Origin of the sequence: Streptococcus sp. HMSC065H07 (genome assembly GCF_001837325.1) — a bacterium.
GTDB lineage: Bacteria > Bacillota > Bacilli > Lactobacillales > Streptococcaceae > Streptococcus > Streptococcus salivarius_H.
This window is the reverse complement of record NZ_KV832013.1, coordinates 40,664-56,404: the sequence shown is the minus strand read 5'-3', so window position 1 is coordinate 56,404 and position 15,741 is coordinate 40,664. Positions and strand designations below refer to the sequence as shown.

Genomic DNA, 15,741 nt, shown 5'->3' with positions numbered 1-15,741 from the left:
ATTAACTGACTTTTTAAGATATAATGGCGTTTGTTACTATAGAGGAGGTATGCCTTGACGGACAAGTTTAATGAACACTCGGAATCTGCTGAAGATAGCCTAAGCTTTAAAGATCAGATTCTTCGAGATTTACAAGAAGCAACACGGCTCCGTTCTCTTCGCGAGGAGGAGCATAATAAAAGTGCAACTATGCCCGAGACACCACGTTCAACGTCAGCTGAGAGCGCTACAACACATAGTACATCAGCGTCCAATAAAGTAAGTAACCAAGATTTTAGTTCACATTCTGTTTCTCACAGTGCTTTCGCTAAATCTATGACTTCTGAGACAGCTCAAGATTCTCAACAAGATAGTGTTGGCTTGTTTTCTGTTTCTCAAGCTGAGTCTTTAGTGTCTGATGCTCATTCAAATGAAGCGTCTATTTCTAAAGAACCTATTGAGGAGGAGAGAAAGGTAAATATTCCTCAGGAGACTGAAACGTCGAAACGCCGTTTTAAACGTCCGGTTTGGGAAACTAGCCTTAACGAAGCATCTGAAGAGGAGTATATTCCTGCAGATGTTGCCAAGGAGCTCATTGAAGCTAAGTCTAACGAAGCTATTTATACAGACCCTAAAGAATTGGAGGCCAAATTGACCTCAGAACGTCAAAAAGAAGCATTCTTGCAGGAACATCATGCAACAAGTGACCAAGCGTCGCAAGAAAAGGTTCAATCAGAGATAGTGGCTGATGGTAATGAGGATGATGAGAGTATTTCTCTAGAACCCTCTGGAAAACCTAAGAAAAAGAAAGGTAAGAAAGTGAAGAAGAAAAAGTCTTTGCCAAAAGATGTTAAACAGGCTGACATTGTCGACGAAGAGCCGATTTCACGTTCTAACCGAAATCACAAACGCAATAAAAATAACCGTCGTGCTGGTAAAATTGCAAGAAATATTATTATCTTCTTGCTACTTATCTTGTCAGTAGCTGCATTCTTTGGTTATCGTTATGTTAGTGATGCTGTTGGCGCAAAAGATGTTAATTCAACTAAGTTTGTTAGTGTTGAAATTCCTGAAAATTCAGGTAGCAGTTATATTGGTCAACTATTGGAATCAGCTGGTGTCATTAAGTCTGGTAAGGTCTTTAATTACTATACCAAGTTTAAGAACATCTCAAATCTGAAAAGTGGTTATTACAACCTTCAGGCTAGCATGACCATGGATGAAATTATTGAGGCACTTCAGAAAAAAGGAAGTGATAAGCCTCAGGAGCCATCTCTTGGTACGGTCTTGGTCAAAGAAGGATACACCATTGATCAAATTGCTAAGGCAGTTGAAGTTAATTCCTCAGCGAAAAAAGGCAAAAATACATCAACTGGACTTAAGGCAAAAGATTTCTTGAAGCTGATGAAGGATGATGCTTTCATTACTAAGATGAAAGCGAAGTACCCAACCTTGTTGGCAAACCTTCCGAATTCTACGGATGCTAAGTATGTCCTAGAGGGCTATCTGTTCCCAGCGACTTATAACATTCATGATGATACGACGGTGGAATCTTTGGCAGAGGAAATGTTGTCTACGATGGATACCTACCTATCACCTTACTATGCGACGATTTCATCGAGCGGACACAATGTTAATGAGATTTTGACCCTAGCTTCTCTTGTGGAAAAAGAAGGAGCTACAGATGACGACCGTAAAAATATTGCGAGCGTCTTCTATAATCGTCTTAACTCAGACATGGCTCTACAAAGTAATATTGCAGTTCTTTATGCTCTTGGAAAACTTGGTCAGGAAACGACCTTGAAAGAAGATGCAACTATTGACACAAACATTGACTCCCCTTATAATGATTATGTTCATAAGGGGTTGATGCCAGGTCCTGTGGACAGCCCTAGTCTGTCTGCGATTGAAGCGGTTATCAATCCATCATCAACCAAGTACATGTACTTTGTGGCAGATGTAACTACTGGTAATGTCTATTTTGCTGAAAGCTATGAAGAGCATCAGCATAACGTTGAAACTTACATTAATAGCAAACTAAAAGATAAATAGTCTGATTGGCTCATTAAAATCAAGCAAACAAAGAGTGATTTTGAAAATAAAGCCAAGGGCTCAAAAAATAGGAAAGAGAAAAAAATGGCAGAAAAAACATATGTAATGACACAAGCGGAGAAAGAACAACTTGAAGCGGAATTGGAGGAATACAAACTCGTCCGTCGTCCAGAAGTTGTAGAACGTATTAAGATTGCTCGTTCTTATGGTGACCTTTCAGAAAACTCTGAGTATGAAGCAGCCAAAGACGAACAAGCCTTTGTTGAAGGACAAATTCAGATTCTTGAAACAAAAATTCGTTATGCGGAAATCGTTGATAGTGATGCTGTTGCTAATGACGAGGTTGCAATTGGTAAAACTGTTGTTGTTCAAGAAGTTGGTACAAACGACAAAGATACTTATCATATCGTTGGTGCAGCCGGTGCTGATATCTTCTCAGGTAAGATTTCAAATGAAAGCCCGATTGCTCAAGCCTTGATTGGTAAGAAAGTTGGCGACAAAGTCGCTATCGAATCACCAGCAGGTAGCTACTCTGTGGAAATCCTTAGTGTAGAAAAAACAGCCTAAGCGACTGTTGGAATTAAGGTGTTCAATATTTGAAACTAGTGGGAGTGAGACAAAACAGTTGTTCTGTCGCACTCCTTTTTTGGTTGTTGGCGCTATCAGGAATTAGGTTAGTCTGGATTAGTTTATAAGAAAAGCACTTTTGGAAAATTCCAAGAGTGCTTTGTAGCTTATTTACGATTTTGCTTACCGGCGTTACGGTTTTTCTTTGGTTTGCTCGCAATTGCTTGAGTATTTTTTGGTGTCACATCTTTACGCTTGCTTGGTGTTGTACGAGGTGCTTTTGGAGGGTTCTTTTTAAACTCTTCAGCAACTTTTTCTTTTAAGCGAGGTTTGATGATGTAGTTGGTAATCAACTGTTGGATAATAGAGAAGATACCACCAACGAACCAGTAGAGGATTACAGCTGCAGGTGAGCTAATACCAAAGAAGATCATCATGATTGGCATACTGTACATCGTCGCTGCCATTTGTTTACGTTGTTCTTCAGGAACTTGTTGAATAGACAACCAAGATTGGAAGTAGTAAAGCGCTGCGATGATGATAATCAATGGGAAGTCACGGTGACCAAGGTTAAACCAGAGGAAGTTATCCTTGAGTACACCAGGAGTGTAACGTGCTGCATAGTAGAGTGCTGAGAAGAATGGGAACTGAATCAATAGAGGAAGACAGCCGACACCGCCCATCAAGCTTAGACCGTTTTCACGCTGAGCTTGCATGAGTTCAGACTGGGCAGCCATTTTTTCTTCTTGAGTTTCAGCGTTGCGCAAACGTTCGTTAATTGGTTCTAAGATAGGCGCAAGGTATTCACGTTTTGCTGCTTGGTAGGCTGCGCTACGAGATTGGTGAAGACCAAGTGGCAAGATAATCAAACGAACAATGATGGTTACGAAGATAATGCCAAGACCAAATCCCAGATTTAAATTATGTGCGAAGTAGGTGATGACGTGGCTCATAGGGCGACCAAGTAGGTTCCAAACCCAACCAGTAGGATTACCAGACTTATCAAGGCTCACACATCCTGATAGAAAGAGAAGCATGCTGGCAGCAAGCCCCATCAGGGCTAGACGTTTTTGATTTTTATTCACAATATCATTCCTTTTGTTTTTTAGTTATACCTGTCTATTTTACCTTTTTTTAAGGAAGAGAACAAGTTAAAAACGGAGCTCCAACCTTAATTAGCCATGCGAAAATCGCTGTAATTAGGGAAGTTAGCCATGGTCACATCGACATAGGTTACTTTAGACCATTTTGAAGGTCCCTTTCGAACTTCTTGAATAAATTTAGCTAACTTAGAAGGGTTATCTGACTGAGCTAGAATTTCAACAGTACCGTCGTCGTTATTCCAAACCCGACCGCATATATCTCCAATATCTAGTGCTAGAGCATAGGTTGAATAACGAAAACCAACACCTTGGACTCTTCCTGAGACTAATAATCGTACTTTTTGCATGGTCCATGACCTCCTTTTGAAAGCTCTTTCTTTTAGTATAATCCTTGCTATAAAGTCGGTCAAGTCCAAGATTTATCAGGGGATTTCTGCTATAATGAGTGTATGGAAATCATTCAATCAAAGCAAAATGCTAGCATTAAGTCTGCTAGAAAATTATTGCAGCGTAAGCACCGTAAAACTAGCTATCTTTTAGAAGGATGGCATCTTTTTGAGGAAGCAAAGGCAAGCGGTGCCGAGATTCTTCAAGTTTTCGTACTTGAGGAAATGGCTGATCGTGTGGCTAATATGTCTAAGGTCAAGTTGGTTAGTCCAGAGGTGCTTAAGGAACTCTGTGAAACTCAGACACCTCAAGGGATTGTGGTAGAAGTTGCTAAACAATCTCAAGCCTTGCCAAAGTCTCTCTCAGGGAAATATCTGCTCTTGGAGGATGTTCAGGACCCTGGTAATGTAGGAACAATGATTCGAACAGCAGATGCCGCAGGTTATGACGGAGTCTTTTTGTCGGATAAATCAGCTGATATTTATAATCAGAAGACCTTGCGTTCTATGCAGGGAAGTCATTTCCACCTTCCAATCTATCGTGGACCAATTCTTGACATGGTTGAGGCTTGCAGAAAACAAGGTATACCCGTCTTAGCAACGACTCTTTCCGATGTTTCCGTTGACTATAAAGCAGTTAAGACAGATGGCAATTTTGCCCTAGTAATGGGAAATGAGGGTCAGGGAATTAGTCAGGAAATGGCTGAGTCTGCTGATCAACTCGTACATATTAGCATGCCAGGTCAGGCGGAGAGTCTGAATGTTGCTGTTGCAGCAGGAATTCTCATGTTTAGTCTCTAGGTCTCAAGGATGATTTTAGGAGAAAACAACTGACTTTTAAAGTAATTTTAAGTACTAGTGGTATAATGAAGAAGCATTAGAAACATTAATGAGGTATTATTATGAAACGACCAGAAGATGATAAAGAATTCATGGAAGTTGTGGGACATTTGATTTCTCATCCACGTTTTCAAAAATTGGATGGGATTGTACAGCACCATCATTCGACACGTTTAGAACACTCGGTTAATGTTAGTTACACCAGCTATAAGATTGCTAAAAAATTTGGCTGGGATGCCAAGAGTACAGCTCGAGGTGGTCTCTTACATGACTTTTTCTATTATGATTGGCGAGTGACTAAATTTAACAAGAGTCATGCTTGGGTACATCCACGTATTGCTGTTCGTAATGCCAGAAAGCTTGTTAATCTGAACAAAAAAGAAGAGGATATTATTCTCAAGCATATGTGGGGAGCAACGATTGCGCCGCCGAAGTATAAGGAATCTTATATTGTTACTATGGTGGATAAGTATTGGGCGGTTAAAGAAGCAGCGACACCCTTACGAAACCGAATCAAAAATCGTAAGTTTTTCCGTCGCAAGACTCTACAAAGCCACCACCAATAATTCATTATTTTTAGGAGATAACTATGGAATCAAATGCAATTTATACAACTAGTGATGCGGGTTTGAACCGCTTTTTCGGAAAGATTTATGGTCTTGTCGGTATGGGAGTGGGACTTTCAGCAGTCATCTCTTATCTGATGCTCTTCCCTCTTTCGCATCTTTTTGTCAATATTCTCATGAATTATTCTTGGGTTTACATGGCGGCACTCTTTTTAGAGTTTGGTTTGGTCTTTTTGGCTAGCGGTGCTGCAAGAAGGAATACACCTGCGGCTCTACCTTTATTTTTGGTTTATTCTGCTCTGAATGGATTTACACTTAGCTTTATCATCGTACAATATACGCAAGCCATTGTTTTCCAAGCTTTCCTTAGCACTGCCATTGTTTTCTTTATCATGGCACTTATCGGAGTTACCATTAAGCGAGATCTATCAGGCATGGCCAAGTTCCTTATGGCAGCCTTGATTGGGATTATTGTGGCTAGCTTGATTAATTTTTTCTTTGCAAGTAGCATGATGAGTTTTGTGATTAGTATTGTATCAATTCTTATTTTCTCAGGTTTAATTGCCTACGATAACCAGATGATTAAGAAGGTTTATTATGGTACCAATGGTCAGGTCACAGATGGATGGGCAGTTTCTATGGCACTTAGTCTTTACTTGGATTTCATTAACTTATTCTTGAATATCTTGCGACTCTTTGCTAGACGTAATTAGTAAAAAAAATCAGCCAGATGGCTGATTTTTTTACTGTCTAATAGTTTTTTGTGAGTGTTCCTTGCTGACCTGTGTAAGCGTAGAAGAGTGGATAGTAATCCCATTTTCCCACATAGCTATCTTTATCTGGGAAAGCCCACTTGTCGTCTTTTTTAGTAAGCTCGACTGAGTAATTATCAAAGATATTTGTACCTTCAGTCTTTGGTGCTGATGGACTTACTTCTTTGATTGAATTCGGTAGGTAAGTTTCCATGTAGAATTGTCTTGTCAGTTGGTCGACATTTCCAGCGTTAGCACCATTGCTTTGTAGGTAGTTTTTAAGTTCGTCTGTGAGATTTGGGTGATTAGCACCATAGGCATCGTCTGCAGCTTTCATACTGATAGTTGACATGCTGACATTGAATTCTGCCTTATCTTTAGCGACGATAATGTTGTCAACAGTGTAGCTGCCGCGTTCACGGTTAGCTGTTTGAACCCAACCAAAAACTTTTGGAACTTCATCACCGGTTGGTTTGATGTTATCAGTTGCATCATAGCTGTATTGAAGGCTATCTGAGAAATATTGGTTAAGTTCGCCCTTAGCTTTGTCCAAGTCGTTAGAAACAAATTTGCTGTAGTCTTTGCTTTCGCCACCTAGAAGAACTGCGTTGAAATAAGCATCAACAGCCTTTTTAACATTGGTAGTTGTTTTACCATCGAAATCTTTTAGGTTAGTAGAAACAGTTTGTCCTTCTGTCTTCTCATCCTTTGATTCAAAATAGAGTTTATAGCTTTCGTCGTTGTTAACTTCGAAAAAGAGTGAGACAGTTTTGTAGTCGTCAGCTTCAAGCTTTCCAAAGTCATCTGTAGCATCCTCTACGTTCTTATTTTTGTTGAAGAGAGTAGGGAGATCACCTTTGTCGATCTTGCTTGCTGTGACTTTTTTACCATCTTTATCTTTGAGGTAGAATTGTTTAGCAGATGTGTTGAGCTCATTTTCCATATCTTCCGAAGTATTCTCGAGTTTGAATGAGACTTCGACTAGGGTTTGGTCATCCTTGAGCTTGAGGTCGCTTCCTGACATATAGACAATATCGTTAACAGAAAGCTTGGCATCAAGTTTTGGCTTGGCACATGCTGAGAGTGTTAAGATGGCTGCTAGAGCAAGAGCCCCAGAGTAAAGATATTTTTTCATAAATAATCCCCCGTTATTTTATTTAGGTTATAGGTCTATTGTATCATGAAATATGCCTTGAGATTATTAGAAAATTGGGTTTCAAGCCTTTTCTTATGCTATAATAGGATTACTATTGTAAAAAAATGGAGAATAAAATGACAAAAACACCTTTTATTACAGCTGATAAACTTGAACAAATCACTGCAGAATTTCCCACACCTTTCCATCTTTACGATGAAAAAGGGATTCGTGAAACAGCACGTGCAGTTAATGCAGCTTTTTCGTGGAATCCAGGTTTTAAAGAATTCTTTGCTGTAAAGGCCACACCTAATCCAGCAATCCTCAAAATTTTGAAAGAAGAAGGGTGTGGTGTCGATTGTGCGACCGATACAGAGCTTGTCATGAGTAAGAAAATTGGTTTTGATAGTAGCGCGATTAGCTTTACATCTAATGATACACGTGCAGAAGAGTTTGTTTACGCGCGTGATATTAATGCGACAATTAACCTTGATGCTTACGAAGATATCTTTTTCTTGGAAGAGGCTGCAGGGCTTCCTGAAACCCTTTCTTTGCGCTTTAACCCAGGAGGTGTCTTCTCTCTTGGTACTGATATCATGGATCATCCTGAAGAATCAAAATTTGGGATGACTAAGGAACAACTCTTCAAAGGTTATGCCTACCTTAAAGAAAAAGGAGTGAAATCATTCGGTTTGCATGCTTTCCTAGCGTCAAATACAGTAACGAATGAGTATTACCCAACCTTGGCTGCTCAACTCTTTGAATTGGCGGTAGAAATCAAGAATGAACTTGGAGTTAGTCTTGACTTTATCAATTTATCAGGTGGTGTTGGGGTAGACTACACACCGGCTAATAAGCAAAATGACATTGCTGTTATCGGTGAAGGGGTTCATGCTAAATTTGATGAGATTCTTGTTCCGAATGATCTTGGACACATTAGTATTTACACTGAACTTGGACGTTTCATGACAGCACCTCATGGCCTTGTTGTTACTAAGGTTCTTCATATTAAGGACACTTATCGTCGTTACGTTGGTGTAGATGCTTCTGCGGTTAACTTGCTTCGTCCAGCTATGTACGATGCCTACCACCACATCACGAATATGACTAATCCAGATGGTGACACTCAAGTAGTTGATGTGACAGGTTCTCTTTGTGAAAATAATGATAAGTTTGCTAAGAACCGTGAATTGCCAGAAGCTCGTATTGGAGATACCTTGGTTATCCACGACACAGGTGCACATGGTTTCTCAATGGGCTACAACTATAATGGACGTCTTCGTTCTGCAGAAATTCTCTACCAAGAAGATGGAACGGCTCGTATGATCCGCCGTGCAGAGACGATGAATGATTACTTTGCTACTCTTGATGGTTTTGATTTTGACATTTAACAAAAAATAAGCTAGGCCTTAAAGGCCCTAGCTTATTTTACTTTAATGATTACAGCTTCAAGAATGATATCGGCTAACTCCTCAGGGGATTCGACACAGCCTTCTTTGAGCCAGAGTGTTAAAATGGTAACAATAGTGCTAACATAAATTTCCAATGAATATTTGGCAGGAATATGATAGCTTTGTTCCATGAGCTCTGTAACATTTTCGATATCAGAGTTAAGGATGGTCTCGATAATGAATTCACGAATCATCTCATTGATGTTTGGAATGTGTGTCATTAAGGTGAGACAGAGCTTTTGATTTTCCTTAAGATATCTTAGCATTTCAGTAACAACACCCTCTTGGTAGGTCATGTCTTCCTGAAGAATACTTGAAACTTTATCTAAAATCTTTGAGAAGGTTGTTTCAACCAAATCTTCTTTATTTGAATAGTAGTAGTAGAAAGTTGGTCTGCTGAGATTTGCCTTCTTGATGATGTCTGTGATGCTGATTTGTTCGAGTGAACTCTCTTCTAAGAGTTCAATAAATGCGTTGACAATTTTTCGTTCGGAAATAGTTGCTTCCTTGAGCATAAATAAACCCCTTTATATAAACATAATAATAATTCCACAACTTATATAATAACCTATTTTTTTTCTAGAAATCTTACAAGTCCTTTACAGTTGTAAGTGAAAAATACTGAAACTCTCATTTTATCGATATTTTAAACGAAAAAACTTTTTTTCTATACGTTTTTAAGAACCAACGTCTTATTTGTCAGTAGGGTCCATTTTTGCTATAATATAAGGTAAATCAACGTTATAGGAGAATTAAATTTATGAACACCGTCCTTTGGATTATTCTTGTTTTTGTAGCCCTTTTGGGTGGTTTTTATGGAGGCGCATACTTTGCCCGCAAACAAATGGAGAAAGAATTGGCTGAAAATCCTCGTTTGAATGTGGACGCTGTTCGTACCATGATGTCAGCTGCGGGTCAAAAGCCAAATGAAGCAAAAGTGCGTCAAACATATAACCAAATTATCAAACAACAAAAACAAGCACTTGCAGATAGCAAGAAAAAGAAAAAATAATGGTGGGGAGCTGGGACGTGAATCTCAGCTTTTTACATGTAACCTAGGGGATAAGGAGGCAAGATGGATAATCGACCTATAGGATTTTTAGATTCTGGTGTCGGAGGACTGACGGTGGTACGTGAACTTAAACGTCAGTTGCCTCACGAGTCTATTGTTTATATTGGTGACTCTGCTAGGGCGCCGTATGGTCCTAGACCAGCAGAACAAATCAGAGAGTATACCTGGCAGTTGGTTAAATTTCTTCTGACCAAAGATGTAAAAATGATCGTTATTGCTTGTAATACGGCAACAGCAGTAGTTTGGGAGGAAATCAAAGGAGCCTTGGATATCCCAGTGCTAGGTGTGGTTTTGCCTGGTTCTAGTGCTGCCATTAAGTCTAGTCAATCGGGTCATATTGGCGTCATTGGGACTCCTATGACGATTGCCTCTAACATCTATGAACAAAAAATTAAGCATCTGGCACCACAAATGAATGTCTTGAGTTTATCTTGTCCTCGCTTTGCCCCTATTGTTGAATCCAATGAAATTAACTCAAGTGTGGCTAAAAAGATTGTTTATGAGAGCATGGCACCTTTAGTCGGCAAGGTAGATACCTTGGTTTTGGGCTGCACCCATTACCCACTTTTACGTCCTATCATCCAGAATGTTATGGGGCCAAGTGTCAAGCTAATTGATAGCGGAGCTGAAACAGTTCGTGATGTTTCCGTTTTGCTCAATTATTTTGAAATTAATCGTAGCCGTGAAGTCGAAGACAAGACGGAAGAATATTACACCACAGCTAGTGTGCTTGGTTTTAAAGAAATCGCAGAACAATGGCTGGGTGAAGAAGTTGCTGTCCAACATGTCGATTTGGACAAGGAGTTAGAAAATGACTAAATCAATTTTAGAATATAAAGACGAACAAGACTGGTATTTGGCTAGTTTTGGAAGCTACAATCACTTGACTTGTTTTGGTGGTGATGAGGCCTATGAACAATTTGTTGACCTTTTCCAAGCCTTGACTAACGTTTTGGCTGTTAGTGGTTTCCAGTTACATATTGCTAAACATTCTTCAGACCTTCGCTTGGTATCCTTTATTTTGGATTGCTTGAAAGAGCAAACTGGTCGAGACCTAGCTGTTACGCCACATCAAGGGGCCTTGGTAGTTAGTGAAGGAGATAAGCTTGTCTATGTTCATGTGCCTAGAGAAGGTGTCACCTTGAGTGATTTCTTTGGTTCTGATAACAAATCAGATTTTGGTGATATCCTATTGATTGCGACACGCAATGAAGGAAAAACTAAGGAATTTCGTAAACTATTTGGAAAACTAGGCATTAAGGTAGAGAATCTTAATGATTATCCAGACCTTCCTGAAGTTGCTGAAACAGGTATGACCTTTGAGGAAAATGCACGCTTGAAGGCGGAGACCATTTCTGAATTAACTGGTAAAATGGTCCTTTCAGATGACTCTGGTTTGCAGGTAGATGTTCTTGGAGGCTTACCAGGTGTTTGGTCTGCGCGCTTTGCAGGCCCTGATGCCACAGATGCTGAAAATAATGCTAAATTATTGCACGAGCTCGCTATGGTGCTTGATGATAGCAAACGTACGGCGAACTTCCATACAACCCTAGTTGTTGCAGCACCTGGACGTGATAGTTTGGTTGTTGATGCCGACTGGAAGGGTTATATTGGCCGAGAACCTAAAGGTGACAATGGTTTTGGTTATGATCCTCTCTTTTTAGTTGGTAATACGGGTAAAACAGCAGCAGAGCTTTCTGCAGAAGAGAAAAATGAACAATCTCACCGTGGACAAGCTGTTAAGAAACTTATGGAGGTCTTCCCAGCATGGCAGAACAAACAATAATCGTAATGAGCGACTCCCATGGGGATCGTGATATTGTAGCAGATATAAAAAATCGTTATCAAGGAAAGGTGGATGCCATTTTCCACAACGGAGATTCGGAGTTAGAATCAAGTGATCCTGTTTGGAAAGGTATCTATGTAGTTCGAGGAAACTGTGATTATGATTCAGGTTATCCAGAACGTTTGGTCGTTAAACTTGGAGATGTGATTATTGCACAAACACATGGTCATCTCTATGGCATTAATTTTACCTGGGACAAGTTAGATCTTTGGGCGCAACAAGAGGATGCTGATATTTGTCTTTATGGCCACTTGCATGCGGCAACAGCTTGGCGAAATGGTAAGACAGTGTTTATCAATCCAGGTTCTGTTTTACAGCCACGTGGGCCTATACATGAGAAACTTTATGCAAAGGTGATTATAAACGATGCAAAAATTCGTGTGGAATATTACACACGTGACCATGAACTTTATTCAGAACTTACACAGGAATTTGAACGATGATTGCTAAAGAATTTGAAGATTTTTTGTTGGCTCGTTTAGATAATTATTTAATTCCATCAGATCAGGTTGCTATTTTTATTGATAGTCATAACGCTAATCATGTGGTTTTGCTTTTGACGAGTAACGGTTATTCGCGCGTTCCCGTTTTGACTAAGGATAAGCATTATCTTGGGACCATATCTTTGACAGATATTAAGCGTTATCAAGATGAACATAACTTGCAAGAGTGGGAGATGGTTAACCATGATATCGGGCCGATGACATCAGATGTCGTGGAAACAGTGGAAGATAATGCTAATCTAAACGAGGTAATGCATAAGCTAGTTGATAATCCTTTCCTTCCTGTGGTTGATAGCCAAGGTATTTTCAAAGGAATTATCACACGAAAATCGATTCTAAAGGCGGTTAATAGCCTCTTACATGACTTTACACATGACTATATCATCATTCCAAAAACAACTGACAACTCAGATCACTGATTTTCTGTCTACTAAGGTCATTTCAGAGAGTTCAAAGCAAGCTTATGCTTATGATCTTAAGCAGTTTACAACTTTGATTTCAGGACAAATTGATCAAACCACTTTAAAGCTCTATGAAAACCAACTCAAGGAATGGAAACCATCCGTACAAAAACGTAAGCGCTCTGCGGTCAATCAATTTTTACTATATCTCTATCAAAAGGGTGAATTAGCGAAATTTTTCAAACTATCAGAGATGGTAACGCTACCTTCTCAGGAGGATAAGTTGCAGATACTGGATCTTTCGTCGCTTTACGAGGGACGTGAAGGGGCTGGGAAACTGGCCTGTCTGCTGATTCTAGAGTTGGGGCTCTTGCCTTCAGAGATTTTGGAGTTGGACTGGTCCGATATCGACTTGGATTTTGGTGTTGTAACTGTGGCCAAGGGAACGACTAAGCGTGTTCTTAGACTTGAAGCAGATTTGAAACAGTATTTGTTGGCTATTAAAGATGTGAACAGTCAGGGATTGCTTTTGGGTAAGGTCTATACTCGACAATGGCTGTATAAGCAAATCCAGACTTATGTTATTGACTGTGGCTTATCGAATGTGACTGCTCAAGTCTTGCGTCAGCAATTTATTCTTAGACAAATTGAAAAGGGAACGGGCGCCTTTGAACTTGCTCGTTTACTGGGACTAAAAAGTCCAGTGACCTTGGAGAAATACTATAAAATCTAATGGATATTAAGTTAAAAGATTTTGAGGGGCCACTGGATTTGTTGCTCCATCTGGTTTCTAAGTATGAGGTAGATATTTACGATGTCCCCATTGTTGAGGTTATTGAGCAATACTTGGCTTATTTAGCAACCTTGCAAGCCATGAAGCTTGAAGTTGCTGGGGAATATATGCTTATGGCTAGTCAGCTCATGCTGATTAAGAGTCGTAAGCTTCTGCCGACAGTGGTGGAAGCTGAGCCAGAAGCAGATGATCCAGAACTAGAGCTCTTGAGTCAGTTGGAAGAATATGCACGCTTCAAAGCAGCTAGTCAAGAGTTGGCTAAGCAGCATGAAGTGCGGGCTCAGTATTTTTCAAAACCAAAAGTTGAATTAGTTTATGAAGATGTGACACTGAATCAGGATAAGACCATTCAAGACATTTTCTTGGCTTTTTCAAAAATCATGACTGAAAAGCAAGAAGAAATTCGGCGAAACCACACGACCATTGCGCGTGACGATTATAAAATTGAAGACATGATGCTGATTATTGAGGAAGCATTTGGCTCAAAAAATGAGCTATATCTGGATGAACTTTTCACAGATGCTAAAGATATGAATCAAGTAATCACCCTCTTTTTGGCAACTCTTGAATTGATTAAGGTACATCGCATATCAGTACAACAGGAAACAATTTTTGGCACAATCACACTAAGAAAGGAATGGACGAATGAGTAGTCACTTAGCACGATTAGAAGCTTTACTTTTTGTGGCTGGTGAAGATGGTCTTAGTCTACGTACCATGGCACAGCTTTTGGAAATGCCAGTGACGGGTCTGACTCAGTCTTTGGAGAAATTGCAAGCTAAGTACGAGGCAGATGAGGATTCAGCTCTGTGTTTATTGGAATCATCAAATACTTATAAGTTAGTGACTAAACCAGATTTTGCAAGTCTCCTTCGTGACTATTCTAAAACGCCCATTAACCAGAGTCTATCACGAGCGAGTCTTGAGGTCCTCTCTATAGTTGCGTATAAACAGCCCATTACTCGCGCTGAAGTCGATGACATTAGAGGTGTTAATTCTAGTGGTGCTATTGCTAAACTTCAGGCCTTCGATCTTATTCAAGAGGCTGGTAAAAAGGATGCTGTCGGTCGTCCTAACCTATATGCGACTACTGATTATTTCCTAGACTATATGGGCATTAACAGTTTAGACGAGCTTGTGGCGATTGATCAACTAGAACTTGAAGATCAAGAAACGAGTCTCTTTAGGGAAGATGCTTCAGAGGAGCTTGAGGACTTGGACAATTAAGAGTAAACCTTGTTGAAACTAATCATTAAAAATAAAGAAACATAGCAGAGATGCTAGGTAGAAAGGATACAGCTTAAGCTGTAGAAAAAGAATGCGAATTAATAAATATATTGCCCACGCTGGTGTGGCCAGCCGTCGTAAGGCTGAGGAACTGATTAAAGAGGGTCGTGTGACCCTAAATGGTAAGACCGTTACGGAATTGGCAACAATTGTCAAAAATGGTGATATTGTAGAGGTAAATGGTAGCCCAATTTATAATGAAGAGAAGGTCTATTATCTTCTTAATAAACCACGAGGGGTTATTTCTTCGGTATCTGATGAGAAAAATCGTAAGACGGTGATTGACCTCATGCCCCACGTTAAGGAACGTATCTATCCTGTTGGTCGTCTTGACTGGGATACGACGGGGCTTCTTATTTTGACTAATGATGGTGACTTTACCGATAAGATGATTCACCCACGTAATGAGATTGACAAGGTTTATTTGGCGCGTGTCAAAGGTATTGCAACCAAGGAGAACCTTCGTCCTTTGACTCGTGGTGTTGTCATTGATGGTAAGAAAACAAAACCAGCACGTTACAATATTATCAAAGTAGACCATGAAAAGAACCGTTCAGTTGTTGAATTGACAATTCATGAAGGGCGTAACCACCAGGTTAAGAAAATGTTTGAATCAGTGGGCTTGCTTGTTGATAAGTTGTCACGTACGCGTTTTGGTACCCTTGATTTAACAGGGCTTCGCCCAGGTGAATCACGCCGTCTGAATAAGAAAGAAATCAGTCAGCTTCATAACGCTGCTGTCAATAAGGTTAAATAATGAAAAGATTTCTGATTGCCTTAGTAAGGGCTTATCAGAGATGGATTTCTCCCCTATTTCCACCCTCTTGCCGTTTTCGTCCAACTTGTTCGGTTTATATGATCCAAGCAATAGAAATGCACGGTTTAAAGGGAGTTCTTATGGGAGTTGCCCGTATCTTAAGATGTCACCCTTTATCAGAGACTGGCGATGATCCGGTGCCAGATTATTTTAGTCTAAAACGTAATAAAACTCCTTTGGATAAATGAATC

The 15,741-nt window shown here is 39.8% G+C and carries 20 protein-coding genes; 16 read left to right on the top strand and 4 right to left on the bottom strand.

The features are described 5' to 3' along the window. Nucleotides 1–54 precede the first annotated feature (54 nt). Both mltG and greA read left to right on the top strand, forming a co-directional pair. Nucleotides 55–2,031, top strand: coding sequence for an endolytic transglycosylase MltG (gene mltG / locus HMPREF2637_RS00480; protein WP_070838889.1), 1,977 nt, complete (start codon nucleotides 55–57; stop codon nucleotides 2,029–2,031). Between the two features lie 84 nt (nucleotides 2,032–2,115). Continuing rightward, nucleotides 2,116–2,598 carry a transcription elongation factor GreA gene (gene greA / locus HMPREF2637_RS00475; RefSeq protein WP_002883697.1) on the top strand — a complete coding sequence of 161 codons (483 nt, stop codon included), beginning with the start codon at nucleotides 2,116–2,118 and terminating at the stop codon, nucleotides 2,596–2,598. Nucleotides 2,599–2,765: 167 nt separating this feature from the next. On the opposite strand, the gene yidC is transcribed toward greA, so the two are convergent. Together yidC and HMPREF2637_RS00465 are read right to left on the bottom strand one after the other, a co-directional pair. Then, nucleotides 2,766–3,683, bottom strand: a complete 918-nt coding sequence (gene yidC, locus HMPREF2637_RS00470) for a membrane protein insertase YidC (RefSeq protein ID WP_037598962.1) — start codon at nucleotides 3,681–3,683, stop codon at nucleotides 2,766–2,768. 86 nt (nucleotides 3,684–3,769) lie between these two features. Then, complete coding sequence (locus HMPREF2637_RS00465; RefSeq protein ID WP_037597401.1) at nucleotides 3,770–4,048, bottom strand: acylphosphatase; 279 nt, start codon at nucleotides 4,046–4,048, stop codon at nucleotides 3,770–3,772. A gap of 102 nt (nucleotides 4,049–4,150) precedes the next feature. Between HMPREF2637_RS00465 and HMPREF2637_RS00460 the strand changes: the two genes are divergently transcribed. The 3 genes from HMPREF2637_RS00460 to HMPREF2637_RS00450 all read left to right on the top strand — a co-directional run bounded on the left by HMPREF2637_RS00460 (nucleotide 4,151) and on the right by HMPREF2637_RS00450 (nucleotide 6,206). Further along, nucleotides 4,151–4,888, top strand: coding sequence for a TrmH family RNA methyltransferase (locus tag HMPREF2637_RS00460; RefSeq protein ID WP_037598963.1), 738 nt, complete (start codon nucleotides 4,151–4,153; stop codon nucleotides 4,886–4,888). A gap of 101 nt (nucleotides 4,889–4,989) precedes the next feature. Beyond that, complete coding sequence (locus HMPREF2637_RS00455) at nucleotides 4,990–5,493, top strand: HD domain-containing protein (protein ID WP_002883682.1); 504 nt, start codon at nucleotides 4,990–4,992, stop codon at nucleotides 5,491–5,493. Between the two features lie 23 nt (nucleotides 5,494–5,516). Then, complete coding sequence (locus tag HMPREF2637_RS00450; protein WP_037598964.1) at nucleotides 5,517–6,206, top strand: Bax inhibitor-1/YccA family protein; 690 nt, start codon at nucleotides 5,517–5,519, stop codon at nucleotides 6,204–6,206. A gap of 37 nt (nucleotides 6,207–6,243) precedes the next feature. Here HMPREF2637_RS00450 and HMPREF2637_RS00445 read toward each other — a convergent pair whose 3' ends face one another. Beyond that, nucleotides 6,244–7,380 (bottom strand): DUF5105 domain-containing protein, encoded by a 1,137-nt coding sequence (locus HMPREF2637_RS00445; protein WP_051411988.1) that lies wholly within the window; start codon nucleotides 7,378–7,380, stop codon nucleotides 6,244–6,246. Nucleotides 7,381–7,517: 137 nt separating this feature from the next. Between HMPREF2637_RS00445 and HMPREF2637_RS00440 the strand changes: the two genes are divergently transcribed. After that, the gene (locus HMPREF2637_RS00440) at nucleotides 7,518–8,771 is read left to right on the top strand and encodes a diaminopimelate decarboxylase (protein ID WP_037598966.1); all 1,254 of its coding nucleotides are present in this window, start codon (nucleotides 7,518–7,520) and stop codon (nucleotides 8,769–8,771) included. A 32-nt stretch (nucleotides 8,772–8,803) separates the two neighbouring features. Here the strand turns inward: HMPREF2637_RS00440 and HMPREF2637_RS00435 are convergent, their stop codons facing one another. Next, a complete protein-coding gene (locus HMPREF2637_RS00435; RefSeq protein ID WP_037598967.1) occupies nucleotides 8,804–9,346 on the bottom strand; it encodes a TetR/AcrR family transcriptional regulator in 543 nt (180 codons plus the stop codon). 245 nt (nucleotides 9,347–9,591) lie between these two features. Here HMPREF2637_RS00435 and HMPREF2637_RS00430 point away from each other — a divergent pair, with 245 nt between their 5' ends. From HMPREF2637_RS00430 to yidD, 10 genes are all read left to right on the top strand, one after another. Further along, nucleotides 9,592–9,843: a YneF family protein gene (locus tag HMPREF2637_RS00430; RefSeq protein WP_002883695.1), complete on the top strand. Its 252-nt coding sequence runs from the start codon at nucleotides 9,592–9,594 to the stop codon at nucleotides 9,841–9,843. A gap of 63 nt (nucleotides 9,844–9,906) precedes the next feature. Further along, on the top strand, nucleotides 9,907–10,722 hold the full coding sequence (gene racE, locus HMPREF2637_RS00425; RefSeq protein WP_037598968.1) for a glutamate racemase: 816 nt from the start codon (nucleotides 9,907–9,909) through the stop codon (nucleotides 10,720–10,722). Continuing rightward, nucleotides 10,715–11,689, top strand: coding sequence for a nucleoside-triphosphate diphosphatase (locus HMPREF2637_RS00420; RefSeq protein WP_037598970.1), 975 nt, complete (start codon nucleotides 10,715–10,717; stop codon nucleotides 11,687–11,689). The genes racE and HMPREF2637_RS00420 overlap by 8 nt, the downstream gene beginning before the upstream one ends. After that, nucleotides 11,671–12,192 (top strand): metallophosphoesterase, encoded by a 522-nt coding sequence (locus HMPREF2637_RS00415; protein WP_064525548.1) that lies wholly within the window; start codon nucleotides 11,671–11,673, stop codon nucleotides 12,190–12,192. Before HMPREF2637_RS00420 ends, HMPREF2637_RS00415 begins: the two co-directional genes overlap by 19 nt. After that, nucleotides 12,189–12,671: a cyclic-di-AMP-binding protein CbpB gene (gene cbpB, locus HMPREF2637_RS00410; RefSeq protein ID WP_037600258.1), complete on the top strand. Its 483-nt coding sequence runs from the start codon at nucleotides 12,189–12,191 to the stop codon at nucleotides 12,669–12,671. The genes HMPREF2637_RS00415 and cbpB overlap by 4 nt, the downstream gene beginning before the upstream one ends. Then, complete coding sequence (xerD, locus tag HMPREF2637_RS00405; RefSeq protein ID WP_064525551.1) at nucleotides 12,625–13,386, top strand: site-specific tyrosine recombinase XerD; 762 nt, start codon at nucleotides 12,625–12,627, stop codon at nucleotides 13,384–13,386. Before cbpB ends, xerD begins: the two co-directional genes overlap by 47 nt. Further along, nucleotides 13,386–14,099, top strand: coding sequence for a segregation/condensation protein A (locus HMPREF2637_RS00400; protein WP_064525555.1), 714 nt, complete (start codon nucleotides 13,386–13,388; stop codon nucleotides 14,097–14,099). Before xerD ends, HMPREF2637_RS00400 begins: the two co-directional genes overlap by 1 nt. Continuing rightward, nucleotides 14,092–14,673, top strand: coding sequence for an SMC-Scp complex subunit ScpB (gene scpB / locus HMPREF2637_RS00395; protein WP_064525558.1), 582 nt, complete (start codon nucleotides 14,092–14,094; stop codon nucleotides 14,671–14,673). Before HMPREF2637_RS00400 ends, scpB begins: the two co-directional genes overlap by 8 nt. A 91-nt stretch (nucleotides 14,674–14,764) precedes the next feature. After that, entirely contained in the window at nucleotides 14,765–15,490 is a 726-nt protein-coding gene (locus HMPREF2637_RS00390; RefSeq protein WP_002883686.1) for a pseudouridine synthase, read from the top strand. Next, complete coding sequence (yidD, locus tag HMPREF2637_RS00385; protein WP_002886534.1) at nucleotides 15,490–15,738, top strand: membrane protein insertion efficiency factor YidD; 249 nt, start codon at nucleotides 15,490–15,492, stop codon at nucleotides 15,736–15,738. Before HMPREF2637_RS00390 ends, yidD begins: the two co-directional genes overlap by 1 nt. Nucleotides 15,739–15,741 lie beyond the last annotated feature (3 nt).